This window comes from Flavobacterium laiguense, from assembly GCF_003097655.1.
Lineage (GTDB): Bacteria > Bacteroidota > Bacteroidia > Flavobacteriales > Flavobacteriaceae > Flavobacterium > Flavobacterium laiguense.
In genome coordinates this window covers 1-25,417 of the sequence record NZ_QCZH01000023.1, presented here as the reverse complement: position 1 = coordinate 25,417, position 25,417 = coordinate 1, and the positions used below count along the sequence as shown (strand labels likewise).

17 protein-coding genes and 1 tRNA gene are annotated in these 25,417 nt (G+C 33.8%); 12 read left to right on the top strand and 6 right to left on the bottom strand.

Annotated features, from left to right (window positions below; translation table 11 throughout):
* Positions 1–41 precede the first annotated feature (41 nt).
* Together DB891_RS15015 and DB891_RS15010 are read right to left on the bottom strand one after the other, a co-directional pair.
* On the bottom strand, positions 42–434 hold the full coding sequence (locus tag DB891_RS15015) for a hypothetical protein (protein WP_223256119.1): 393 nt from the start codon (positions 432–434) through the stop codon (positions 42–44).
* A gap of 756 nt (positions 435–1,190) precedes the next feature.
* Positions 1,191–1,263, bottom strand: a tRNA-Phe gene (locus DB891_RS15010).
* A gap of 99 nt (positions 1,264–1,362) precedes the next feature.
* Here DB891_RS15010 and DB891_RS15005 point away from each other — a divergent pair.
* The 6 genes from DB891_RS15005 to DB891_RS14980 all read left to right on the top strand — a co-directional run bounded on the left by DB891_RS15005 (position 1,363) and on the right by DB891_RS14980 (position 7,618).
* Positions 1,363–2,097, top strand: coding sequence for a type III pantothenate kinase (locus DB891_RS15005; RefSeq protein ID WP_116764402.1), 735 nt, complete (start codon positions 1,363–1,365; stop codon positions 2,095–2,097).
* Positions 2,090–3,346, top strand: a complete 1,257-nt coding sequence (locus DB891_RS15000; RefSeq protein ID WP_116764401.1) for a hypothetical protein — start codon at positions 2,090–2,092, stop codon at positions 3,344–3,346. Before DB891_RS15005 ends, DB891_RS15000 begins: the two co-directional genes overlap by 8 nt.
* 30 nt (positions 3,347–3,376) lie before the next feature.
* A complete protein-coding gene (gene lptC, locus DB891_RS14995) occupies positions 3,377–3,931 on the top strand; it encodes an LPS export ABC transporter periplasmic protein LptC (RefSeq protein WP_116764400.1) in 555 nt (184 codons plus the stop codon).
* Between the two features lie 19 nt (positions 3,932–3,950).
* Entirely contained in the window at positions 3,951–4,145 is a 195-nt protein-coding gene (locus tag DB891_RS14990) for a hypothetical protein (RefSeq protein WP_116764399.1), read from the top strand.
* Between the two features lie 3 nt (positions 4,146–4,148).
* Positions 4,149–5,408: a hemolysin family protein gene (locus DB891_RS14985; protein WP_116764398.1), complete on the top strand. Its 1,260-nt coding sequence runs from the start codon at positions 4,149–4,151 to the stop codon at positions 5,406–5,408.
* A 110-nt stretch (positions 5,409–5,518) separates the two neighbouring features.
* On the top strand, positions 5,519–7,618 hold the full coding sequence (locus DB891_RS14980) for a peptidylprolyl isomerase (protein WP_116764397.1): 2,100 nt from the start codon (positions 5,519–5,521) through the stop codon (positions 7,616–7,618).
* A gap of 112 nt (positions 7,619–7,730) precedes the next feature.
* Here DB891_RS14980 and DB891_RS14975 read toward each other — a convergent pair whose 3' ends face one another.
* The 3 genes from DB891_RS14975 to DB891_RS14965 form a co-directional block, all read right to left on the bottom strand.
* Entirely contained in the window at positions 7,731–8,642 is a 912-nt protein-coding gene (locus DB891_RS14975) for a GYDIA family GHMP kinase (protein WP_116764396.1), read from the bottom strand.
* 6 nt (positions 8,643–8,648) lie between these two features.
* Complete coding sequence (locus DB891_RS14970; RefSeq protein WP_116764395.1) at positions 8,649–9,971, bottom strand: hydroxymethylglutaryl-CoA reductase, degradative; 1,323 nt, start codon at positions 9,969–9,971, stop codon at positions 8,649–8,651.
* A gap of 84 nt (positions 9,972–10,055) precedes the next feature.
* Positions 10,056–14,513: a PAS domain S-box protein gene (locus DB891_RS14965; RefSeq protein WP_116764394.1), complete on the bottom strand. Its 4,458-nt coding sequence runs from the start codon at positions 14,511–14,513 to the stop codon at positions 10,056–10,058.
* 257 nt (positions 14,514–14,770) lie between these two features.
* Between DB891_RS14965 and DB891_RS14960 the strand changes: the two genes are divergently transcribed.
* The 6 genes from DB891_RS14960 to DB891_RS14935 all read left to right on the top strand — a co-directional run bounded on the left by DB891_RS14960 (position 14,771) and on the right by DB891_RS14935 (position 23,209).
* On the top strand, positions 14,771–16,942 hold the full coding sequence (locus DB891_RS14960) for a S9 family peptidase (RefSeq protein ID WP_116764393.1): 2,172 nt from the start codon (positions 14,771–14,773) through the stop codon (positions 16,940–16,942).
* Positions 16,943–16,951: 9 nt separating this feature from the next.
* Positions 16,952–17,491 carry an ORF6N domain-containing protein gene (locus tag DB891_RS14955; protein WP_116764392.1) on the top strand — a complete coding sequence of 180 codons (540 nt, stop codon included), beginning with the start codon at positions 16,952–16,954 and terminating at the stop codon, positions 17,489–17,491.
* Positions 17,492–17,579: 88 nt separating this feature from the next.
* On the top strand, positions 17,580–19,271 hold the full coding sequence (locus DB891_RS14950; protein WP_116764391.1) for a peptide MFS transporter: 1,692 nt from the start codon (positions 17,580–17,582) through the stop codon (positions 19,269–19,271).
* A gap of 159 nt (positions 19,272–19,430) precedes the next feature.
* A complete protein-coding gene (locus tag DB891_RS14945) occupies positions 19,431–21,083 on the top strand; it encodes a peptide MFS transporter (protein ID WP_116764390.1) in 1,653 nt (550 codons plus the stop codon).
* 15 nt (positions 21,084–21,098) lie between these two features.
* Positions 21,099–22,583 carry a peptide MFS transporter gene (locus tag DB891_RS14940; protein WP_116764389.1) on the top strand — a complete coding sequence of 495 codons (1,485 nt, stop codon included), beginning with the start codon at positions 21,099–21,101 and terminating at the stop codon, positions 22,581–22,583.
* 125 nt (positions 22,584–22,708) lie between these two features.
* Entirely contained in the window at positions 22,709–23,209 is a 501-nt protein-coding gene (locus tag DB891_RS14935) for a thioredoxin family protein (RefSeq protein WP_116764388.1), read from the top strand.
* A gap of 11 nt (positions 23,210–23,220) precedes the next feature.
* Here DB891_RS14935 and DB891_RS14930 read toward each other — a convergent pair whose 3' ends face one another.
* Positions 23,221–25,257 carry a ComEC/Rec2 family competence protein gene (locus DB891_RS14930; protein ID WP_116764387.1) on the bottom strand — a complete coding sequence of 679 codons (2,037 nt, stop codon included), beginning with the start codon at positions 25,255–25,257 and terminating at the stop codon, positions 23,221–23,223.
* Positions 25,258–25,417 lie beyond the last annotated feature (160 nt).

Here is a 25,417-nt window from a genome sequence, read left to right as displayed (position 1 = left end):
AAAGGAGAAAGTACTATGGCTCCAACCGTATCACTTAGCCATCAAGTCCACCATGAATAAACGAATTGTTCCCAAGGTGCATAACCTCCAAGTGACAGTCCGAGTACCCCAAAAGCTGCAGCAATCGCAGCATAAGTTATTGATCCTACAATAAGAAGAATTAACACATTCTTTCCGCTGTGTAAGGCATGTTCTTCTTTACAAAAATGACGTACGAGAAAAGCACTCACTCCCGCACCCAACATGGCTCCAATAGCGATAAAAAAACCAACTATTAAGGAGAGAGATATTGATTGTTCAAACGGTTGCTTGAGATAAAAAAGGTGAACTACATTAGAAAAAAAAGAACCCAACCAAATCCCAAGCAGTGCATTGTGTCCAACAATCAAGACTGAGGCTAGGCCTAATCCTGTAGCTAGAAAGATTAGGAGCAATACTATTTGAAGCAGACGTAAATAAAAAACCTGTTTTTGCAAGTACAAAATATAAAATAGTAATCAGCAAGATCGTTGCTAGTGATAAATTGAAAATAAGCGGTTTTGAATAGTAAGGGCCTGTAGAATGGTTATTATTCATAAGTATGATCAAATTGCTTTCACTGGTTGAAAGTTCTCAAAACTCTTTCAATCAATTCCTGATTTATTTTTATTAAACCTTTTTGTGACATTTGAAACAGCGTGTTTAATTATCGTAGATGAGTTTACACACTATTTCAGAAAAATCAATTATTATCCTGCAAAAAGTGATGAAATAAACTTAAATACGCTTTGTCTAATTTTAAATATAAGAAAAACTAATTCAATAGCTTGCTACTAAATTAACTAATATAATTTCCAAATTGGTAAAAACAGAACAAACAAACAATAAAGTCGTTTAAAACTATTTAAAATCGACAAAATACATGTTTTTAATGTTATTAACAAATTATTACATCATGAATACTCTCAAAATGTAAAATAACTCAAGAACAAAATTTGTAGAGCAATACTTAAAAATATATTTTGGATTTGGAATTTAGAGGTGTCAGAAACGTGGAATTCTTCCTTTTTAGACTAACTAATATTTATGCTTAATTTTTGCTCCCCCACAGGTTTTAGACTTGATCCAGTTTTAGGTCCGCGATTGATCCGGAGCGGATCTTTAAGAAATATAGCAAAACAAAAAACCCAAACATTGCTGTTTGGGTTTAGTGGTACCTCCAGGGATCGAACCAGGGACACATGGATTTTCAGTCCATTGCTCTACCATCTGAGCTAAGGTACCGTGCTTGTTGCGGGTGCAAATATAGAATGTTTTTTTAATTAAACAATACGATTTTAAAAAAAAATCTATTCGTATCTTCGTGTTTTTAAATAAGAGAATATGATTTTAACCATTGATGTCGGTAATACTAGAATTAAAGGTGCTGTTTTTGAGGAGGATAAAGCTTTGGAGTGTTTTGTTTTTCCGAAAGATGAAATTCAAAAAAATATTAAAATTATTTTAAAAAAATATAAAAAAATCACTCATTTGGTGGTTGCCTCAGTCGGAAGTGTAGAAAAACAACTGTTTTTAGATTTTGAAAAGGTGCTTGAGGTATGGTTTGTTTCTCATGAGGATTCTTTTCCGTTTATAAATGGTTATGCTACTCCAAAAACATTGGGTATTGATAGGATGGTACTAGCTGCTGGAGCAACTTTGCAGTTTAGAGGTCAAAACCGTTTAATTATTGATGCAGGGACATGCGTTACCTACGATTTTGTAGATCATAACGATGTGTATCTTGGCGGTGCAATTTCTCCGGGGTTACGTTTGCGTTACGAAGCTTTGCATCATTATACGGAAAAGCTTCCGTTATTAAATGCAACGGATCCTATTCATTTTATAGGGAAATCTACAGCTGAGTCAATCCATTCAGGAATTGTAAACGGATTGGCTCATGAGATTAATGGTTTTGTCGATGAATATAGCGCTCAGTATTCAAATTTTATAATAATTTTAACGGGTGGGGACACAGATTTTTTGGCTAAACGATTAAAAAATACCATATTTGCCAATTCAAATTTCCTTTTGGAGAGTTTGAACCAAATTTTTCAATATAAAATCAAAAATGATTAAAAAAATTATTGTCACTGCCTGTTTCTTTCTAACGCTTGCTTCTTTTGCTCAAAGTGGATCTGCTTCTCCATATTCTTATTTCGGACTTGGTGAATCGAGGTTTAAAGGAACTCTTGAAAATCGTTCCATGTCGGGAGTTGCTGTTGAACAAGATAGTATCCACATGAATATATTGAATCCTGCGAGTTTTGCTGCAATAAGGTTGACTACTTTTACCATGGGTGGAGGATATACTAGTACCAAAATGAAATCAGATAAAGGAGATGCAAAGGCACAAAGAACTACGCTGGATTATTTGGCAGTTGCTTTGCCGTTGGGTAAAATGGGGGTGGGTTTTGGATTGCTTCCGTATTCTTCGGTAGGGTATAATATTGAATCTTTGAGTTCGGATCCTAACGGGAATAACAATCGATTGACTGGATCTGGTGGTTTGAATAAAGCTTTTTTTGCTTTAGGTTATACTATCATTCCTAATTTGGTGGTAGGAGCCGATATTCAATATAACTTTGGTAGAATAAAAAACAGTAATTTAGAATTCATTACGGAGATCCCTGTTGGGACACAAGAAGACAATAAAGCCGATTTGAATGGTTTTAGTACGAATCTAGGGGTAATGTACCAAGGGAAGGTTAATAAAAATTTAAATTATTACAGTAGTTTAACTTATATGCCGCAGAGTAAGTTGGTTTCCAGTAATACCAGAACGGTTACAACGGTACAGTATGACGCCAATTACAATCTGATAGTTATGGAAAAGGTTGAATCAGATATCATTAGAAAGGATGTGATGATACCAGAAAAAATAGCATTTGGAGCCGGTATTGGTAAATCAAAAAAATGGTTAGTAGGAACACAAATTGTGTATCAAAATATTGGAGGAGCAGGAAATGGAGTTAATGAGGCCAAGAATGTGACTTATGAAAATTACTCCAATTATAGCTTAGGAGGATACTATATTCCTAATTATAATATGTTCTCAAAATACTACCAAAAAATCACGTATAGAGCGGGTTTAAAATACGGTAAAACGGGAACAATTGTCAATTCAAAATCAATTGATGAGGCAGCAATTACACTGGGTTTTGGGTTGCCTTCAGTTTCGGCAAGTTCTTTGTCTAATTTTAATGTTGGGTTAGAATTTGGAAGAAAAGGAACGACATCAAATGGCTTAATTCAAGAGAATTATGGTAGTTTTAGTCTGAGCTTTTCACTAAATGACAGATGGTTTAGACAATCAAAATTCAACTAAAGACTTACAGTCGTTATTAAAATTTAACAGATGACTTTTTATAAAAGATATTTTTCGTTTCTAGTCTTATTAGCTTTAGCTATGGGTGTGTCTTTGGGATGTGAAAGTAATTTTAAAGAAGTGCGGCAAAATGATTATTCGGAGTTTGTTCCTAGTGGTGATGCCGATCATGTAAATTTAAAGTATACGGATTCTGGTAGAGTTAAATCAATCTTGGTGAGTCCTAAAATGTTGGATTATGCAAACGTTGATTTTGCTTTTACTGAGTTCCCCAAAGGGATTGATGTGACTCTTTATGACAATAAAGGCAAAAAAACGTTTATTAAGTCGAATTATGCAGTTTCTTATAAAGCAACCAGTATTATAGATTTACAAGGGAAAGTCAAAATCACTTCTGAAAATGGGCAAATGCTAGAAACGGAACAATTGTATTTTGATCAAAAAAACCAATGGTTTTACACCGAGAAAAAGTTTAAATTAACGGATGCTAAAGGAGGTTCTACGGGTCAAGGGATTGATTTTAGCAAAGACTTTAAAGTCGTAAATTCACAGCGAATAGAAGGGGAAATTGAATCCTCAGAATAATACAAATAAATACCACAACATGAATTTCTTAAAATACACCTCTTATCTTTACTTAGCTTTTGGAATCTATTTTTTATATGAAGGATATACTAAATGGGAGTCAGGTACCGAAACGCCTTGGTTGAGTTTTATCATTGCTGGGCTTGCTATTTTCATGTTTTTCTTCAGAAGAAAGTTTGCCAAGAAATTTGAAGATAGAAACAAACAATCATAGATAATGGAAATTAGTATCATAATATTGTGTTTAATACTATGTGCTTTTTTTTCAGGAATGGAGATTGCGTTTATATCTTCGAATAAAATTTATCTGGAATTAGAAAAAAAACAGAATAATTTTCTTTCGAAAACTCTTACAAAACTTACCGAAAAACCCTCAAAATTTATTGCCGCAATGCTTATTGGTAACAATATAGCACTTGTGGTTTACGGGTTTTTTATGGGTGAACTGTTGATGGATCGGTTGTTGTCCTTCGATTTTCGTTTTTCTAATTTTGAGTCTCTTTTAATTCAGACGGTACTGTCTACAGTTGTTGTCTTAATTACGGCTGAGTTTTTGCCTAAAGTTTTCTTTCAGATTTATGCCAATTCACTGATCAAGTTTTTTGCCATCCCGGCCTATTTCTTTTATAGTTTATTTTATTCCATGTCTACTTTCTTGATATGGATTTCGGATTTTGTACTGAAAAAATTCTTTAAGACAGAAGGAGATCAAGTGCAACTTTATTTTAGTAAAGTAGAATTAGGAAATTACATTACTGAACAAATGAGTGCTGTAGAAGATCATGAAGAGGTAGATTCTGAAATACAAATATTTCGCAATGCATTAGATTTTTCGGGAGTAAAAGCTAGGGATGTAATGACCCCAAGGACTGAAATTGCAGCAGTGGATATTTCGGAATCTTTAGAGAATCTCAAAGCATTGTTTATAGAAACAGGGTATTCGAAAATGGTAATTTATCAAAATTCATTAGACGATATAATTGGTTATGTGCATTCTTTTGATCTGTTTAAAAAGCCAACGAGTATAAAAGAAATAGTAATTCCTGTAGAGTTTATTCCTGAAGCTATTTATGTAAAAGATGCTATGAATTTGTTGACTAAAAAACGGAAAAGTGTTGCGGTGGTATTGGATGAATACGGAGGTACCTCAGGGATTTTAACTATAGAAGATATTGTAGAAGAGCTTTTTGGTGAAATTGAAGATGAGCACGATTCAGTTGAAGAATTGATTGAAAAAGACCTTGGTGACGGTGTGTTTTTATTCTCTGCCCGTTTCGATGTGGAGTATTTGAACCAAACCTATAAACTGGCGATTCCAGAAAGTGAATCATATGGTACACTCGGAGGGTTTATTGTAGATTTTACAAAGGAAATTCCTCAAAAAGGGGATGCTATTACCATCGAAAACTATCATTTTGTCATCGAAGAAGCAACAAATAAGAAGATCGAATTGGTTAAAATGACTATCAAAGACTGATATTCTTTTTTTAATTTAAAAAAAAGTAAAAAAAAAACAGTAGTTCTATAATTATTAATTAGATAATTGTATTTTCGCAAACAAAATTTTAAAATAAACAATAATAAACAATGGCAGTTTTATCAAAAATCAGACAACATTCGGCTATAATGATTGGAGTTATTGCTCTAGCATTATTTTCATTTATAATACAAGATCTTTTTACAAAAGGAAGCTTTGGTTCTAGCTCGAAAGATGTAGGAAGCATCAATGGGAAAGATGTCTCATTTGAGGATTTTAGAATTAAAGTAAGTAATGTTGAGAAAAGTGGTCAAGGGATTACTGCGACAGAAGCTTCAAAAAGAGTATGGGATCAGGAAGTTACTGTAGCTTTACTTTCTGCCGAATTTGAAAAATTAGGATTAAGAGTAGGTGAGAAACACATTTTGGACATTCTTAAAGGAGACCAAAATATTGGAAAAAATCCAATGTTTTTGAATGCTGCTGGTATGTTTGATGTTGCTAAATTTAAAGAATATTTCAAATCAAATCCAGAACAAGCTCAATATTTAAAAGATAGAGAAAAAGATGCTGAATTGAACGCCAAATTTCAAATCTATAATACTTTGATTAAATCGGGTATCTATACAACTGAAAGTGAAGGAAAGTTCAATTATGAAATAGCTTCTAACAAAGTGAATTTTGCTTATGTAGCTGGTTTATATTCTACAATAAAAGATAGTGATGTAAAAGTTACTGATGCTGAAATTGTTGATTTTATGAAATTGAGCCCTAAAAAATTCAAATCGGAAGAAACTCGTAATGTTGAATATGTTTTAATTGAAGATAAAGCTTCAGTTGCAGATGAGAACGAAATCAAATCTAAGATCAATGGGTTGTTATCTGGAAGCGTTGTTTACAATCAGGCAACTGGTAAAAACGATACTGTAGCAGGTTTTAGAGCAACATCAAATGTGGTTGAATTTGTAAATTCAAATTCTGATGTGCCTTATGATTCATCCTATGTTGCCAAAAAAGATTTACCTGCTGTAGATGCAGATCAATTATTCAACTTAGCTCCTGGAGCGGTTTACGGACCTTATGTTTACGAAAAATACTATTGCGTTTCTAAATCATTAGGAAAAAAAGCGGGAGTAAATGCAAAAGCAAGTCATATCCTTATCGGTTATGAAGGTTCTCAAACTCCGAATACAAAAGAAAAAAGAACTAAAGAAGAAGCAAAAGCAAAAGCAGAAGGAATTTTAGCTCAAGTAAATGCAAATCCCGAAAGTTTCTTGATGTTGGCTTTCACTAGTTCAGATGATTCATCTGCTCAACAAGGTGGAGATTTAGGATACTTTGGACAAAATCAAATGGTAAAACCTTTTAACGATTTCGTTTTCAATAGCGGTATTGGTAAAGTTGGATTGGTGGAAACTCAGTATGGTTTCCATATCATCAAAATTACGGATAAGCAAGATGGAGTTCGTTTGGCTACTGTAGCTCAAAAAATTGAAGCTTCAGAAGCTACTTCTGACAAAGCATTTACGCAAGCGACTAAATTTGAAATGGACGCTGCCGATAAAGATTTCAATAAATTAGCTAAAGAAATGGGACTTACGGTAACACCTGGTGTTTCTGTAAAAGCTATGGATGAGAACTTTGGCCCTCTTGGAAATCAAAGAGCCATTGTAAGATGGGCATTTGAAAAAGAGAGTAAAGAAGGTTCAGTTAAAAGATTTGAAGTAGCGAATGTAGGTCACGTAATTGCAAAAGTTAAAGCTATTGATAATTCTGGATTGATTCCAGTTGACCAAGCAAGACCTTATGTAGAGTCTATTCTTAAAAACAAGAAAAAAGCTGAAATGCTAAAAGCTAAAATGAACGGAACTTCATTGGAAGCTATCGCAAAAGCTACAGGTTCAGCCGTACAACAAGCTACTAATGTTACTTTGGAAAATCCAGTATTAACAGGTGGAGTTGGTCAAGAGCCAAAAGTAGTAGGAAATGCATTTGCATTGGCCGCTAATAAACTATCTGCTCCGATTGAAGGTGTAACTGGAGTTTATGTGGTAAAAAATACAAGTACTGTAAAAGCACCAGCTTTGAAAAGCTATGCTGATCAAGTGGCAAGATTAAAAGGACAAAGCGCTTCTGATGTAAACAGAGTATTGCCAGCTTTAAAAGAAGATGCTGATATCAAAGACAACAGAAAAGATTTTAATTACTAAACAGTAATTATCCAAATATAAAGAAACCCGATACTTCTAAAATAGAAAGTATCGGGTTTTTTGTTTGGTATGGATTTTGAGTTTAATTCATAAAAAGAAATTGATTTCTGTTTTATAAAATCATTTCATGATATGGAATTACGGTTGTGTATCCTTTCGAAGTAAAATAGGGACTAGGATTGTTTTGTGAAATCACCAATACAAAATCTCCACCCCAAGCCCCAAGACTTTTAACGGTTCCTCTAAAATCAGGAAATAAAGATTCTTTAACTGTTTTTATTTCAAGAATGGAGCTTAGTTCTGTTTCGTGATTTTCTAATGCTTTTGCAAAAGTATTTTCGTCTTTTGCATTTAAAACCGTTTCAGTGAGTTGGTTTATAGCTTCTATATACGTTTCTAAATTATTTTTTTTCTCATTATAAGCTGCAATGGCATTTTTGCTGCTTTGTTTTTGATTGAGATAGACAAAATATAGGTTTCCTGTAAATGTTGGGTTGAAATTTACTTTCTCAACGATAGGTTTTCCGTGTTCTAAATGATAAACAATAGGGCAGTTGTTTTGTGCGCAGGCAATATCGTAGCCGCTACCTCCAAAACTGTTTTTAAGCAGTAAAAAAGCATCTATTCCGAACCAGAGCGCTATATTGTTTATTAAAGTAGAAGAGGTTCCCAGGCCCCATTTTTTAGGAAAAGTTAAATGAGTAGTGATGCTGTAACCCTCTGAGTTTAGGATTAAATTAGGATTCAATAAATGAGCTTCCCTTAAAATGGCAATTAGTGTGTTTGTTACCGATTCTTTTTCGAGAGGAGCTGTGGAAATAATTGATGAATACGGAATTGTTTCTTCAAACCAAACGCTTTCATCGGCATCATAGCTGGTCCATTTTATTTCTTGATTCGTCCCATTTTCTAGAATCAGGTTTTGCCCAAATTTTGTGGGTAATGCCAATGCTTTTGCTCCATCAAGAACCAAATATTCTCCTGTTATTAATAGTTTTCCGTTGCTGTAAAATGTTTTTTTCATTTTAACTTAAACATTTTTTCTTAAATTTTCAATATAATCTACAACAGCACTGTGGGAAACGACGTGGTGTTTGAAGTGCTTTTTTATCAAAACACGTTCTTCATCATTGGCCTCAAACTGGTTTAGAATATTATTCAAATGCATTTTCATGTGTCCGTCTTGAATTCCTGTTGTGGTCAAGGAACGCAATGCAGCAAAGTTTTGTGCCAATCCCGCTACGGCAACGATCTGCATTAACTCTTTGGCAGAAGGCTTTTCAAGCATTTCCAATGATAATTTTACCAAAGGATGAAGGGACGTTAATCCGCCAACAGTTCCTAAAGCCAACGGAATTTCTAACCAGAAACTAAAAATTCCATTTTCTATTTTAGCATGTGATAAACTAGAATAATGACCGTTTCTAGAGGCATATGCGTGTATGCCAGCTTCTACGGCCCTAAAATCGTTTCCTGTAGCAAGCACGACAGCATCAATTCCGTTCATGATACCTTTATTGTGGGTTACTGCACGAAAAGGTTCTACCTCTGCAATTTGAACGGCTTGAACAAATTTTTCGGCAAAATCTTGAGGGTTTAAAATATGTTTTTCTGCTAATTCTTCGATAGGACAAGAAACTTCGGCTCGAACAATGCAATTAGGGACATAATTAGAAAGGATGCTCATGACAACCTGTATGTTTTTCTCCTCTTCCGAAAATAACTCATACTCCAGCGCTTCCTCTTTTAAGGTTTTGGCAAATTGCTCCAAACAGGAATTGATGAAGTTGGCTCCCATGCTGTCTTTAGTTTCAAAAGTAGCGTGAAGTTGATAGTAGTTTGGCAGTAAATTTGTTTTGTCTTTTAGAATAATGTCTAAAATTCCACCACCACGTTTTTGCATGTTTTTGGTAATGCTTTCTGTAGCTTCGAACAATTTTGATTTCAATTGTGCAAAAAACAAATATAATTTTGACTCTTCCCCTTTGTATATAAAATGGACCTGTCCTATTTTTTCGGTATTGATAACGGTGGTTTTAAATCCTCCGCGAGTGGACCAAAACTTAGCAGCTTTTGCGGCAGCGGCCACTACCGAGCTTTCTTCAATGGCCATTGGAATGATACTATATTTGCCGTTAATCAAAAAATTTGGGGCAACACCCAATGGAATATAGAAATTGGTTATGGTATTTTCTATGAACTCATCATGGAGCCTTTGAATTTTATCGTCAGTATTCCAATAGTTTTTAAGGAGTGAGATAGCCTCACTTGGGGTTGAAAAATAGTGATTGGCAATCCAGTTTATTTTTTCTTCTTTGGATAATTTAGAAAATCCAGCAACAGCGTTGTTCATTGTCTATTGATTAAAGGTAATGGTGTTGCAAAGATACGTTTTCAAAAACCAATGTCAATGGGGATTCCAATGGGAATGTCAAATTCAAAAAGAATTATTCTTTTGGGATTTTATTGTTTTTACCCATTTTAGCAAGGTGTTTTCGAGAATTTCTTTGTGAATAGGTTTTGAAATGTAATCATTCATTCCGTGATTGCGGAAAATTTCTTTCTCCTCGGCTATGATTTCTGCGGAGAGCGCAATGATAATGCAGTCAGTATCTATCGCTCTTATTTTTTGGCTAGCCTCATATCCATTCATTACAGGCATTTGGAGATCCATAATGATGATATGAGGAGTGTAACTTTGGTGAGCAACGATGGCTTCGACCCCATTTGTAGCTTCGAAAATATTGGCATTTGGAATTATTTTTTTGACCAATGTTTTAGACAACAACATGTTGATCTTATTGTCTTCTACGATGAGAATTTTGATATGATCTACATCAATTACCTTTTCAATCCGGGTGTTGTTTTTGATTAGTTTTTTCTCTTTGGAAGGGTTCTCAATTTGGTGTAAAATGTTTAGTAAGAGGCCTTTTTTTACGGGTTTTAGAATTGGGGTAATGGCGTTTTTTTGTATAAAAAGAGTGTCATTAGAATTGGAATGATGCATCAATACAATCGGTTTTTTTGCTATTTCATCAATAGTTAGCATTTCCTCTAAGGCCTCTTTTCCAATCAGATTATAGTCTAAGAGTAGCAAATCGAATTTTTTTGTTTCGGTTCCGTTTCCGTTTAGCTTTTGTATTATTTTTTTTGAATTCGTGATGGTTTCAGATTGAATGCCAAAGCTAAATAGCATTTGCTCTAGCACTTTGCTATTGGTGAGATTATTTTCGACTATTAAAACATTTTGTATTGTATTGTTTTCTGTTATTTTATTTCTTTCAGAATGCTCTGATTTGATTTTGATTTCAAAATAGAAAACACTTCCTTTTGAACTGCTTTTTAGTTGTAAATGTCCACCCATTAAGGATAATAGTTCGTTGGTAATCGGTAATCCTAAACCGGTCCCGCCATATTTCCGATTGATTGAATCGTCTTCTTGTGAGAACACTTCAAATATTTTTTTCTGATTTTCGGGTTTTATCCCGATTCCGGTATCTCGTATGAAAAATTTCAATAGGGACCGATGCTTTGTGATTTTGTCACATTGTACTTCGAGTTCGACTTCCCCTTCTGAGGTAAATTTTATTGCATTTCCGAGTAGGTTTATTAAGACTTGTTTCAATCTAATTTCATCAATCCAAGTAGTACAGGGTACGTCATCTGCAATGTTTAAAATAAGTTCTATATTTTTTGCGTGAGCAGAAAACTTGACTATGTCAATTGCTTGATTGATGGTGTTGTGTAAATTTGTTTTATGAATGTGCAATTCGAGTTTTCTGGCTTCAATTTTTGATAAATCAAGGATGTCATTTATTATTTCGAGCAAAGAATCTGCCGATTGGTTTACCGTTAGTAAGTATTGCTCTTGTAAGTCGGTTAGTTTTGTTTTTAAAAGTAAATTGTTAAAACCGATTATGCCGTTTAGGGGGGTTCTGATTTCGTGACTCATATTAGCTAAAAATTGTGTTTTGGCTAGATTTGAGGCTTCGGCAAGTTCTTTAGCCTTCATGATGTTTTCGGCATTTTTGCGTTCGGTAATATTTAGTATTACCCCAACGATATAGGCGTTTCCTTGATTTAATACGACGGTTTCGCCATGCTCTTCAATCCAAACACATTCTCCGTTTTTTCGGTTCAAACGCCCGCTGATTTGAAAGGGTTTTCCCAGACTTATGGCCTGGTCTATCTCCGAACGAATTCGGGTTTTATCTTCCGGATGATAGAGTTGAGTGAGGCTAATCTTGTTGCTAAAGAAGTCGGCTTTTGAATAGCCTGTCAATATTTCAATTTCGTCATTTAAAAATAGTTTTGTTCTTTCGGGATTGCATTTGACCAAATAGACGCTTCCGGGAATATTATGGGCTAGCAATTTGAATTTCTCTTCACTTTCGCGAATCGTATTTTCGTTGACAATACGTTCCATAGTTGCCGAAATATTATTAGTAAGGGTCTGCAAAATGTTGATTTCGTCGATGTTCCAAATTCGTTCGGAGGTGCAGTCATCAAAGCCGATATAGCCATGAAAAACAGTCTTGATGAATATAGGCAAAATTAAAATAGACAGTATGGATTGTTTTTCTAGAACAGTTTTGAAATCCCCCTCAGGAATGTCTTTTACCAGAAAAAGAAATGGCTTGTTGTTTAGAATTACCTCCAGTAGTTCGGGTATGGCATCTTGTGGAATGTTTTGTAATTCCGGATTGTTTATTTCTTGGAGTTCTTCGCGACTAGACCATTCAAATTTTTGACTTAAAAGATTGGTTGTAATGTCATTTTCAAAATAATAAAACCGATCGACTTTAGTGGTCTTCCCGATGTCATTGATGGAGTTATTAAAAACATCGGTTATGTCATTGGTGTGAAGCAATTTTTCGGTTATTCTTGAAATCGAAGTGAGTAACTCACTTTTGTAAATAATCAGTTTTTCAACTTCTTTTCGTTTAATTATTTCAAGAGCCAGTGCTATAGTCTCTGTAACAGTTTTAGTGAAATTAACATCTGCTTCTTCCCATATTTTAATTTGATTTGTAGCTTCAAGACAGAAGATGGCCATTAGATTTCCTGAAACATAAATAGGAAAGTCCAATAATGATTTAATGTTATTTTCTTTGAAATAAACATCAGTGAGCTCTATTGTTTGTGGATCATTTAGTGCATCTGAGGCTATAAGGACGGGTTGGTTTTCTATAGTGTTAAAATAGATAGGAAAATCCGTTTTGTTTAAAATGAATTCGTCATAATGTTTGTCTTCATTTTTTATGTATAAGTTGGTTAATTCAATGTGATCTGGATGGTTTTTCCATAAACTGACCCGATTAATTTGTAAGGCAAACGAAACTTCTTTGGTAATGTGTTGCAGTAATTCTATAGTAGTGCCAAAACTGAAAAAGTCTAAATTGGCTAATTTATTAGAAACAAGAGTCAATTGATTCAATTTTTCAAGTCGTTTTGCCTCTTGTGCCTCTAATTTTTTGGAGACCGAAATGTCTCTGGCGATGCCAGAATATCCCGTGATTTTTCCTGAAAGATTTCTTTTTATCGTTACGTTTTGTGACAGCCATAAAGTTTTTCCATTTTTTTTAACCATAGGAAACTCAATGGTGTCAAAACGGGATTTGTCTTTTAGGGTTTGAGTGTAGTGGTTTTTCACAATTGAAGCATAATCGGCCTGTACAACTGTTGTAAAATTCTTGCCTAACAGTGTTGTGTTACTATATCCTGTGAGGGTTTCGGCATATTGATTGATAAAAATATAATTGCCTTGATTGTCGGTTTCAAAAATAATATCCGATGCATTTTCCAGTAAATTTTGGAATTTTTCTTCCGCTATCACTTTATCTGTCACATCGAGACAGTTGGCTACGAACAGATTGTCATGGTGTTTTTGATCTGTCCATTGAATGCTCTTATAATTCCCGTTTTTGCATTTTAATACACAAGAAGAAATTTTATTTGGAGTGTATATTAAATTATAATCGATGGCTTTAAAATCCTTGTACTCGGTCAGTTTCCAGAAATTCATGCCCATAACTTCTTCTGGCTTATATCCCAGAATTTTTTCGATGCTATTATTACAGTAGAGTACGTTTCCAAATTTATCGGTTGCGATAGAAATAGTATTGGAGTGGTTGATGATGTTGTCTGTAAAGACGAGTTTGTCTTGGGTGTTTAGGAAAGAAATTCTTCGAGCATAATTGATGATTAGGACAGCAAAATAGCTATTAATTAGGGTAACCAATTGTTTTGTCTCGCTCGTTTTATCGAGTAACAATACGAAAAGCACTAGAAAAATGACTGTCATAAACCCTATATAATGCTTAAAATTTTTGAAAACAGTATAGGCAAAGAAAAGAATAAGAAGCAAATCGGTATAGGTGATAGTGTCAAAAGGATAGCTGGCGATTTTATATAAGGTTAGTGCTGCGTAAAGTAGGAAAATGATGTAAAATGGTTTTGTAATATGTTTTGCGAAAAATAAAAATTGAGTAGTTAATGCGTAAATAATGAGACAGGTAGCCCCAATGAATATATTGAGCTCTAAATCTGGGTTGTGGTTAGGGATAAATACAGCATTTAAAATTTCGGAGGTCACGAAAAGTATCCCTATAAATAAAAAATAATTTTTTATTTCTTCGGAATCGATTGCCCCCCTCGAATTATTGTTAGCAAAATTCCTACTGTAAGTTGATTTTTTTTCGATTAGGAATTTGAATAGAAGAAAGAATATGGAAAAAAGAACGAGCATAAACCACAGCTTAGAAAAATAAGGAGAGCCATCGCGAAATAAATTGAAGTTGGATTTATATTTAGTTGCTCCATAATCAATAGCTTGACTATTTGCCGAGAATTGAATTATGAAAAAAGGAATAAGGGCAAGTACTTGTTTTGACATAAAACCAGGTATTTGTTTTTTTTTAGGTAAAAATAAAAGTCAGAATGTCAATTCGGATTCTAAATAACCTAAGAAACTTATTTTCAGAGATGTAACAGCTAATGATAGACGTTAAATTTACTAAAAAAAAAGAAACTTATGAAAGAAAAATGAGACTATGGATTAAAGTCTCTTTTTTTTATTTTTAACACAAAAAAGAGCGGTTAATTGTAAATTTTTCACTAAAATTGTCCCTTTTTATTATTTAAATCATTATTATGTATTCAAATAGATTTACAGCCTTACTTTTATTTTTGTGTTTTACCGTTTTTGGGCAACAAAAAATAACGGTTGATGAAATTTTCACAGGTTCATTTCGTGCCAAAGGCATGGAGGAATTGCAATCAATGAAGAAGACTAATCAATATACGGTGTTGAATTCTGACAGGGCTACAAAGAGTATGCAAATCGATCTTTATGATTTTGCAACACTTAAAAAAGTATCAAACCTAATTGATACTAAGAATTTTAAAGAACTGACTAATGGAATTGACAGTTATACGTTTGACTCTTCTGAAAAGCAGCTGTTAATAGCATGTAATAGCAATCAAATATTCCGCCACTCATTTACTGCAGATTATTTTTTATATGATATTGCTGCCAAAACGCTGACAAAACTTTTTGATTTTCAAGTGCAAGAACCAGCTTTTTCTCCTGATGGGACTAAAATCGCTTATGCTAAAGAAAATAACTTATACATATATGACTTAGCTTCGAAAAAATCAACTGCAATTACTACAGACGGGAAAAAGAATGCTGTCATTAATGGAATTACAGACTGGGTTTATGAAGAAGAGTTTGCTTTTGTAAGAGCATTCGATTGGAGTAAAGACAGCAAAAAAATAGCCTACATCCGTTTTGATGAAAGCGAAGTTCCAGAATTTTCAATGTCAATTTTTCAAAAAAGTTTATATCCAACAATTGAAACATTCAAATATCCAAAAGCAGGAGAGAAAAATTCAGTAGTTTCATTGCATATGTATGACGCTGCAAGCAATGCTACTAAAAAAGTTGACTTAGGAAACTATAATGACTTTTATATAGCGAGATTACAATGGACAAATGATAACAATGTGTTGTCGGCACAGGTTTTAAATCGCCACCAAGATAATCTGGATTTGTTATTTGTTGACGGGACAACAGCCATTGCAAAAGTGGTCTTAAATGAAAAAGACAAAGCTTATGTTGATGTTACCGATAATTTGACATTCTTACAAGACAATAGCTTTATTTGGACGAGCGAAAAAGACGGTTTCAATCATATTTATGTTTATGATAAAACTGGAAAGCTGAAAAATCAAGTTACTAAAGGAAACTGGGAGGTTACTTCATACTACGGTTTCGACGAAAAAACAAAAACTGTTTTTTACCAATCGGTAGAAAACGGGTCAATCAATCGTGATGTTTATAGAATTGCTCTTGACGGAAAAAACAAAATACGTTTATCTAAAAACGTAGGTGGAAATGCGGCAACCTTTAGTCCTAATTTTCAATATTACATTAATACATTCTCAAGCGCTTCTCAGCCGACCATTTATACTTTAAATGAATCAAAAGCAGGGAAAGAAATTCAAGTTATCGAAAACAATCAAGATCTTGCTGCAAAATTGAAAGGGTATAATTTGCCTTCTAAAGAGTTTTTTGTTTTGAAAACGGAAAAAGGGAATGAGCTAAATGCTTGGATTTTAAAACCAACAGATTTTGATGCATCCAAGAAATATTCTGTTTTGATGTTTCAATATTCAGGGCCAGGTTCTCAACAAGTGGTAAATCAATGGGGTAGTTCTAATGAGTATTGGTTTATGATGTTGGCACAACAAGGATATATTGTTGCTTGTGTTGACGGCCGTGGAACGGGTTTCAAAGGTGCCGATTTCAAGAAGGTAACCCAATTGCAATTAGGGAAATATGAAGTAGAGGATCAAATTGATGCTGCCAAAGTATTAGGGAACTATCCGTATGTGGATAAATCAAGAATTGGTATTTTTGGTTGGTCTTTTGGAGGTTTTATGGCGTCTAATTGTATTTTTCAGGGAGCCGATGTTTTCAAAATGGCAATCGCAGTGGCACCAGTAACCAACTGGCGTTTTTATGACAGCATATACACAGAAAGATACATGCAAACACCGCAAGAAAACGCAAGTGGATACGATCAAAATTCGCCTATCAATCATGTGGGTAAATTAAAAGGAAAGTTCTTGTTGATTCACGGTTCTGCGGATGACAATGTGCATGTTCAAAACTCAATGCAAATGATGGAAGCCTTAATTCAAGCCAACAAACAATTTGACTCTCAAATTTATCCAGATAAAAATCATGGTATTTATGGAGGAAAAACAAGAATTCAATTGTACAACAAAATGACTAATTTTATCAAAGAAAATTTGTAAAAAGTAAATATGCTCTTAATCACGATTCAAAATAAAATATATGAAGTTAATGGTGTCAAAATTATGTTAGATTTTGATTTGGCCGAACTTTACGAAGTGGAAACAAGAGTTTTGAATCAAGCGATAAAAAGAAATATTGAAAGTTTTCCTGAAGATTTCATGTTCAGATTAACAAAAGAAGAATGGGAGAATATGTTGTCACAATCTGTGATTACATCTTCATCATCACAAATTGTGATGATGAATTTACCAAAAAATAGAACAGGGAAATATTTGCCGTATGCGTTTACAGAACACGGAGTAACGATGTTGGCTAGTGTATTAAAAAGCTCAAAGGCAAGGAAAATGAATATTGCAATTGTGAGAGCATTTATTGCCTTGCGAAAAACACTTTTAAATATTGAAAATTTTCAAAGTCATCTTCAAGAATTAGAAACTAGATATGATAAACAATTTGAGGATATTTTTGAGGCAATTCAGTTTTTAATCACAGATAACGAGATTGTTGAAAATAAATCGGAAAGAGTGAAAATTGGATATAAGAAATAATAATTGAATTCAATTGTACAACAAAATGACTAGTTTTATCAAAGAAAATTTATAATCAAAACCTAAACCCAAAACCAAAACAATAAAAATGACAGAAACTCAAGTTAAAACAGCACATCCAAAAGGACTTTGGGTGTTATTTGGAACCGAAATGTGGGAACGTTTCAATTTCTATGGAATGCGAACTTTATTGGTTCTTTTTCTTGTAAATTCCTTAATGATGAAAGAAGAAGATGCTTCTTTAATTTATGGAGGTTTTCTTGGACTTTGTTATTTGACTCCGATGCTTGGAGGTTTCATTTCGGATCGTTTTTTTGGAAATAGAAATTGTATCATGCTTGGTGGATTAATGATGGCTGTCGGTCAATTAATGTTATTTACCAGTGCTAGTGTTTTTGGCGAAAATTTAGGTTTAGCTACTACTATAATGTATTCTGGTTTAGGAGTTATTATTTTTGGAAACGGATTTTTCAAACCGAATATTTCCAGTATGGTGGGAAGTTTGTATCCAAAACAAGAAAAAAGCAAACTGGATACCGCTTTTACTATTTTCTATATGGGTATCAACTTAGGAGCATTCTTAGGTCAATTTATCTGTCCATTAATAGGGGATGTTAAAAGTTCAGGAGGAATAAGAGATATTCACGCTTTCAAATGGGGATTTCTTGCCGCTGCAATTGCAATGCTTATTGGAACCTTGGTGTTCTACTTCTTGAAAAATAAATATGTGGTTACTCCAGAAGGAAAACCATTAGGAGGATTACCGTCTAAAAATGAATCGTCAGATTACGAAGAAGGAGAGGCACAAACTGCTGTTTTTACTCCAAAAGCTTTATTCGTGTCTGTACTTGCTTTTATAGGTATGTTTTTGTTGTTTCATTTTTCAGTAGATGGAGACAATGTTGTAAAAACGATTATTTATCCAATAATTTATGCCAGTGGTATTACTTTGGCGGGGCTAATTTTATCGGATAGTTCATTGACAAAAGTGGAAAGAGATAGAATTATTGTAATTTATATCATTTCCTTCTTTATCATTTTCTTTTGGGCTGCTTTTGAACAAGCGGGTTCTTCATTAACCTTTATTGCGGATTATCAAACCGACAGAAACTTTTTTGGATGGCCAATGCCAGCATCTATGGTGCAAATTTTCAACGGATTATTTGTTGTTGCTTTGGCAGTTCCGTTCAGTATGTTATGGGATAAATTAAGAGCGAAAGACAGCGAACCTATTTCTCCTGTAAAATTGGCTTTAGGATTATTGTTAATTGCAGTAAGTTTCTTCATGATTGCTACCCAAGTAAAAGATCTTGGAACTTCAGGATTGTTGGCTATAAAATGGTTAATTCTATTGTATTTATTGAATACATGTGCTGAGTTGTGTTTGTCACCGATAGGTTTGTCATTAGTGGGTAAATTATCTCCAAGACGTTTCTCTTCTTTATTATATGGGGTGTTTTTCTTGTCGAACGCATCTGGTTATGCCCTGGCAGGAACTTTAGGTTCTATATTGCCAGCTACAGGAGATAAATTCAATAAAGCAAAAGAGCTGGGAATAGATTTACAAGCTGTTTTAGATAAAAAGGTTGTGCCTACAGCAGAACAGTTACAATTATTAGACAAAAATCAAATTATGGATCATAACCCAATTTTTGTTGGTTTTGAAATTCATAACTTATTTGAATTTTTCATGGTATTTGTTGTCTTAACTGGTGTCGCTGCAGTTGTTTTATTTGCATTGACTCCATTTTTGAAAAAAATGATGCACGGTGTTCGATAATTTATAGTAACATTTAGAAATACCTACTTGGTTTTATCAAGTAGGTATTTTATTTTTTAACAGTTTATAGTTATGAAATGAGCATGACCGGAAATTGGTCGGAAACACCAATGAAGATATGCGAATTACATATGACAAATAAAAAAAAAGAAAACACATATGAAAAGTAAACATCCTAAAGGGTTATTGTTTTTGTTTTTTACTGAGATGTGGGAACGTTTTGGGTATTACTTAATTATTGGAATATTCGTGTTATATATGATTGATCCTGCTTCTACTGGCGGATTAGCGTTTTCTGATAAGTATGCTGATGATATTTTTGGAACCTATATTGCCTTAACTTATTTGACTCCTTTTCTTGGAGGTTTTCTAGCCGATAGGGTACTTGGGTATTTTAAAGCCATTTATTTAGGTGGATTCCTGATGGCATTGGGATATATTGGTTTAGGGTTTCATGATATCACTTCATTTTATATTTCAATGGGTTTGATTATCGTTGGTAACGGATTTTTTAAACCAAGTATTTCAACTTTGGTGGGGAATTTATATTCAACAGAAGAGTATAAAGCTTATAAAGATTCAGGGTATAATATTTTCTATATGGGAATTAATATTGGGGCTTTTATCTGTAACATTATTGCAGCTTTTATGCGCAACCAATACGGATGGGGTGCTGCTTTTATTACTGCGGGTATCGGAATGTTTCTCGGACTTATTATTTTTACAATGGGTAGAAAGCATCTGGAACAGGCTAATGTGATGAAGCCTAAGCAAGAAGGAGATATCAGTTTGAACAGAATTTTGGCATCGGTGTTTTTACCGGCAATCCTTACTGGAATAATTGGTTGGATGATTCCTGGAAATATTTTTAAAAGCGATTCTACTGATGCTTTTATCTTCGCCTGTATTCCAATTATCATTTTTTATGTAAGATTGTATTTGAAAGCCAGTCATGAAGATAAAAGACCTCTAGGAGCATTGCTTGCTATTTTTGCGGTTGGAATGTTGTTTTGGGCAGTGTTTAAGCAAAATGGTACTGCTCTTACACGATGGGCAAATTATTATACAGACAGACAAGTAACGGGTACAACGGAAAAAACATTATCCTCAATTTATTTAGTCGATAAAAAAGATTTTCAAACCAAAGAAGTTCAAAAGTACGATAACCAATTTAAAGCGGAAAAGGACGAAAACGGTGAACCTATAAAAGTACAAGGTAAAGATGTTTACTTTACGAATGTTTCATCTGAGCAAAAGGAAGCTTTAGAAAAAAAACCGGAAGCTAAAGTTTCATTAATCAATACAGAGCTTTTTCAATCGATCAATCCAGGGTGGATTATTCTCTTGACACCGCTTTTGGTTGCTTTTTTTGCCTTCTTACGCAAAAAAGGCAAAGAACCTTCTACGCCATCTAAAATTGTTTTAGGGTTGTTTATATCGGCATTGTCCTGTTTGTTTATGGTTATTGCGGTTTATATCGGAAGTAATGGAGCCGTAAAGGTTTCGCCACTTTGGTTGGTAGGTACTTACGGAGTAATTACGATAGGGGAGTTATGTTTGTCTCCAATGGGATTGTCAATAGTTTCAAAATTAAGCCCACCACGTTTTACCGCTTTAATGATGGGCGGTTTCTTCTTGTCTATATCCATCGGGAATAAATTGTCTGGGGTTTTAGCCAGTATGTGGTATGATTATGAAAACAAAGCTAATTTTTTCATTGTAAATTGCGGGCTGTTGTTATTTGCGACGGTTTTAGGGCTATTTATTTTGAAAAGATTGAATGCTGTAATGAAAGAAAAAGGAATTAATTAATACAATTATATAAAAATGGAACAAAATTTAAGTTTAGAACAAATTCAGAATTTTGAAGGCAAATACCCAAAACAATTATGGTATTTGTTTATAGTAGAAATGTGGGAACGTTTTTGCTTCTACGGAATGAGAGGAGTTCTTGTTTTTTTTATGGTAGATCAGCTTTTATTAAAAGAGGCGGCTGCAAGTTTGCAATATGGAGCCATTCAGGCTTTTGTTTATGCATTTACTTTTATTGGAGGAATTTTTGCTGATAAGATTTTAGGATTTAAAAAGTCGCTACTGTTTGGTGCAGTTGTTATGATTTTGGGGAATCTTTTGATTGCTTTCTCTCCTCAAACACTTTTTTATTATGGAATTGCTTTTTCGATTATAGGAACCGGTTTTTTTAAACCCAATATTTCTTCCATGGTTGGAGAGTTGTACCATGCGGATGATCATAGGAGAGATGCGGGTTACGGTATGTTTTATGCAGGTATTAATATTGGAGGATTATTAGGTGGCGCTTTGTGTATTTATTTGGGTAAATATTATTCTTGGCAATTATGTTTTCTTTCGGCAGCGGTTGTGATGATCATTGGCTTGGTTACTTTTTTATTAACTAAAAAGCATCTTGGACCAATTGGGGATTCGCCATTGTTAAATTTATCAGCAAATAAAAGAAAATTCAAAGAGATTGCTGTTTATGTAGGGTCATTGCTCAGTATTCCGTTTATTTTTATAATGGTGAAAAACACCGATTTTACGGATTATTTCATGTGTACTATTGGGGTGATTGCTGTTCTTTATTTTGCTTTTGAGGTCTATAATTTGGGAGACAATAAATTACGTAAAAAGTTGCTTGCAGCTTTTGTATTTATCTTTTTCTATTTTGTTTTTAATTCTATTTACGAACAAAGTGGAGGGTCGTTATCTCTTTTCGCGAAAGATAATTTGAACTCTAACCTTTTGTTTTTCAACATCGATCCAAACGTTGTCAATAATAGTTCAAATTCTTTATTTGTAGTTATATTTAGTCCTATTTTGGGATTACTTTGGTTGTGGCTTGCTAAGAAAAAAATTGAACCAAGTACCATCGTTAAATTTGGTATCGGATTTTTATTCCTTGGAGCATCGTTCTATTTGTTCTATTATACGCGTTTTTTTGCTAATGTAGAGGGAATAACTTCGTTGAATCTTTTTACTTTTGCGTATTTGGTAACCACGATTGGCGAACTTTGCTTGGGACCTATCGGAATGTCTATTATTACTAAATTGTCTCCTAAAAGACTTTTTGGAATGATGATGGGATTGTGGTTTTTGGCATCTGCTTTTGGTCAATTTGCTGCGGGTAAATTGGGTGCTGAAATGGCCGAAGCCAATACTGGAACAACTTTAATGTCAAAACTGCAATCGTATACTGAAGGGTATTACCAATTGGCTATATATTCTCTTATAGCGGGAGCTGTTTTAATTCTGATGGTGCCAATAATGAAAAAATTAATGCAAGAAGTAAAGTAGCCCACAAACTTTGGTATTATTTTTGTGTAAATTTGTAAAACAGAAATCGATTAGGGAATAGACAAAAGAAAGTTTTTAACTTTAGCGTTGTTCTATTTTACTTTAAAAATTAAAATAATAAACAAATGAAAAAAATATTTTTAGTAGCATTATTCTTTATTGGGTTAAGTGCTGCTCAAGCTCAAGAATTAAAATGGTACACCGATGTAAAAGAAGCCATCAAAGTTTCGAAGAAAGAAAAGAAGCCATTGCTTTTGTTTTTTACTGGAAGTGACTGGTGTGGATGGTGTATTCGTTTGCAAAATGAAGTGCTCAAAACACCCGAATTTACCAAATGGGCAAAAGAAAGTGTTGTTTTGGTTGAGTTGGATTATCCAAGAAGAGCTCCTCAATCTGATGAGATTAAAAAGCAAAATAACGAACTTCAACAAGCTTTTGGGGTTCAAGGTTATCCAACGGTATATTTTGCAAATGCAACTGTTAACAAAGAAGGAAAAGTGAATTTTGAAGGTCTTGGCAGTACGGGTTATGTAGCTGGTGGGCCAACTGCTTGGTTAGCCGTTGCAGATCCTTTTGTTAAAAATGCTGCTTTGAAGGAAAAAACCAAAAAATCTAAAAAAGCTTAAATTAAATTTGTTTAATTGATTGTATAGAATCCCTTTTCGCTTGTTGAGTGAAAAGGGATTTTTTGTTGTTCACACGTCTGCTTCCAACGTTTTTGAATGGTTTTGTAATTCGATCCATCGGCAATTATGATTTTTGGTTTTATACTTTGTAGTACTCGGTCGAGATTGACTCTTGTAGATTGTGTAAGCAGTAGAACATCGGGTTGTATCGTTTTTGGATAAACCATAGAACTGTCAAGGATCAGTATTTTATTTCCTTTAAAATAAATGGTGTTTTCTAATTTTCTTTTATGTTTTAATGTGCAAAAATTTCCTGAAAGATAGGATGAAATAAGATTGTTTTTTTCGTATGTTTTTAAAAGGCTGTCGTTGGCATACAAAGTGGTGGTGAAACCATTTCGCTCCAGTAGTAAAGTGTTCTTTTTGGTATTAAAAACAACAAATTCTTCTTGGCTTTGTACATCCCATTTTGTTTTTATACTAGAAATTTGAAGTGCTACAATTGAAATTAATGCTAACGCCAGACTTTTGAAATTTGGTTTTTTAAACCAAATAACCATTGCAATTAGTACGAGGTATCCAGTTAGTAGGAGTGAAGTATTTAATGGGATGTCTTTGATGATGAATGATTCGAATGAGGCAATTGTGTTTATGATTTTATCCAAATAAAAGATGCTTATTTCTAAAGCTTTGGCTGGATAGAAAGGGACCCAATTGAATGCAGCTAAAACCATAACCAAAACGCCTAAACTCATTATGAAACCCAAAAACGGAATCACAATTAAGTTCGTCATAAAGAATAATCCGGGAAATTGATGAAAGTAATAGATACTTAAAGGTAAAGTTCCGATTTGGGCCGCAAAAGAAACGGTTAGTAGATCCCAAATGTATTTTTGGACTTTGCTCTTTGGTGTGCAGAGCATCGCCAAAAGCGGTTGCAGCCAGATTATAAAAAACAAAGCAATATAACTCAGTTGAAAGCCAACATCGAATAAGAAGTAAGGTTGAAACAGTAAAATAAGTAAAATGGAAACGAGTAAAGTATGATAAATATTGACACTTCTTCTTAAAAATAATCCAATAGCAACAAAGGAAAACATCGTAACGGAACGCAACACCGATGGAGCTAAACCTGCAAGTATTCCAAAAAGGGACAAAGAGAGCAGTGTTACTATTAATTTAATAAAAGAACCTCGTTTAGAATTGGGTAACGGTTTTAGAACAAATGTTATAAACAGCAATATAAAACCGATATGCAATCCCGAAACCGATAAGATATGGACGGCACCCGCATATTGATAATCCCGAATTATATTTGGATCAATATCTTGTTGTTGTCCCAAAATCAATGCTACGGCTACGTTTAGTTCTGCTGCATGGAAATTACTATTGTTTAAATTCTGAATAATTCGTGTTCTTAATTTGGAGGCATAATACCAAATGTCCTTTTCAATTACAGTGCTTACTTGAATCTCATTTGGCTCGGCATAGAGTTGAGCGTAAATTTGTTTGTTGTCTAAGTATTTTTGGTAATCAAATTGGTTTGGATTTTTTTGAGCTGTGTTTTTGTAGAGTATTCCATTTATTTTTAAACGATTGCCAATTTCAAAAGTATGTTTTAAGCTGTCTTTTCGGATGTTGAGGAGTATTCTTCCAGCAGCTTTTTTTTTGTCTATTGTATGGAGAAGAGCAATATAGCGCTCGCTAAAATTAGAACTTTTTAGTTTCTCTCTTAAAGTTACTGTAAAGGTGTGGTTTTTCTTGCATATGTTTCTATTATTGGTGTAATTGTTTGGACTGTACGAACCGGTATGGATGATTTGTGTAGTTCCTCCTATGGAAAAAGCAAGAAGAGATGTCGCTATTCCAAAAATCAGAGAGAATTTTGAATTTGTTATGGATAAATAATAGGTGATTATAAAAAGGAGAGCAGAAATGGAAAGTAAAATAAACACAATCAGTGGACTTGGGATTATAGAATAAACCACTAATATGCCTAGAATGAAGGCTGCCGTTATTCTCGCCAAAGGAAATTGAAGTACTTTCATAAAACTAAAGTACAAATATTATGTAAGAAATAAGTTGTTTTAGTAGATTCGACGGTTAAAATTCTCCGGTTGTCCTGCGTGAAGGATAGAAGCTAGCTACCGAAGTAGCGCATTCTATGATAAAAAACAATTAAATTTAAAAGATTAACTGGCAAATTTA

Bases quoted from the DNA above. Each gene is read 5' to 3' on its own strand.
- DB891_RS14940 (WP_116764389.1), top strand. From the start codon at position 21,099: ATGGAACAAAATTTAAGTTTAGAACAAATTCAGAATTTTGAAGGCAAA.
- DB891_RS15005 (WP_116764402.1), top strand. From the start codon at position 1,363: ATGATTTTAACCATTGATGTCGGTAATACTAGAATTAAAGGTGCTGTT.
- DB891_RS14970 (WP_116764395.1), bottom strand. From the start codon at position 9,971: ATGAACAACGCTGTTGCTGGATTTTCTAAATTATCCAAAGAAGAAAAA.
- DB891_RS14955 (WP_116764392.1), top strand. From the start codon at position 16,952: ATGCTCTTAATCACGATTCAAAATAAAATATATGAAGTTAATGGTGTC.
- DB891_RS15000 (WP_116764401.1), top strand. From the start codon at position 2,090: ATGATTAAAAAAATTATTGTCACTGCCTGTTTCTTTCTAACGCTTGCT.
- DB891_RS14935 (WP_116764388.1), top strand. From the start codon at position 22,709: ATGAAAAAAATATTTTTAGTAGCATTATTCTTTATTGGGTTAAGTGCT.
- DB891_RS14985 (WP_116764398.1), top strand. From the start codon at position 4,149: ATGGAAATTAGTATCATAATATTGTGTTTAATACTATGTGCTTTTTTT.
- lptC (WP_116764400.1), top strand. From the start codon at position 3,377: ATGACTTTTTATAAAAGATATTTTTCGTTTCTAGTCTTATTAGCTTTA.
- DB891_RS14950 (WP_116764391.1), top strand. From the start codon at position 17,580: ATGACAGAAACTCAAGTTAAAACAGCACATCCAAAAGGACTTTGGGTG.
- DB891_RS14980 (WP_116764397.1), top strand. From the start codon at position 5,519: ATGGCAGTTTTATCAAAAATCAGACAACATTCGGCTATAATGATTGGA.
- DB891_RS14945 (WP_116764390.1), top strand. From the start codon at position 19,431: ATGAAAAGTAAACATCCTAAAGGGTTATTGTTTTTGTTTTTTACTGAG.
- DB891_RS14930 (WP_116764387.1), bottom strand. From the start codon at position 25,257: ATGAAAGTACTTCAATTTCCTTTGGCGAGAATAACGGCAGCCTTCATT.
- DB891_RS14960 (WP_116764393.1), top strand. From the start codon at position 14,771: ATGTATTCAAATAGATTTACAGCCTTACTTTTATTTTTGTGTTTTACC.
- DB891_RS14975 (WP_116764396.1), bottom strand. From the start codon at position 8,642: ATGAAAAAAACATTTTACAGCAACGGAAAACTATTAATAACAGGAGAA.
- DB891_RS14965 (WP_116764394.1), bottom strand. From the start codon at position 14,513: ATGTCAAAACAAGTACTTGCCCTTATTCCTTTTTTCATAATTCAATTC.
- DB891_RS14990 (WP_116764399.1), top strand. From the start codon at position 3,951: ATGAATTTCTTAAAATACACCTCTTATCTTTACTTAGCTTTTGGAATC.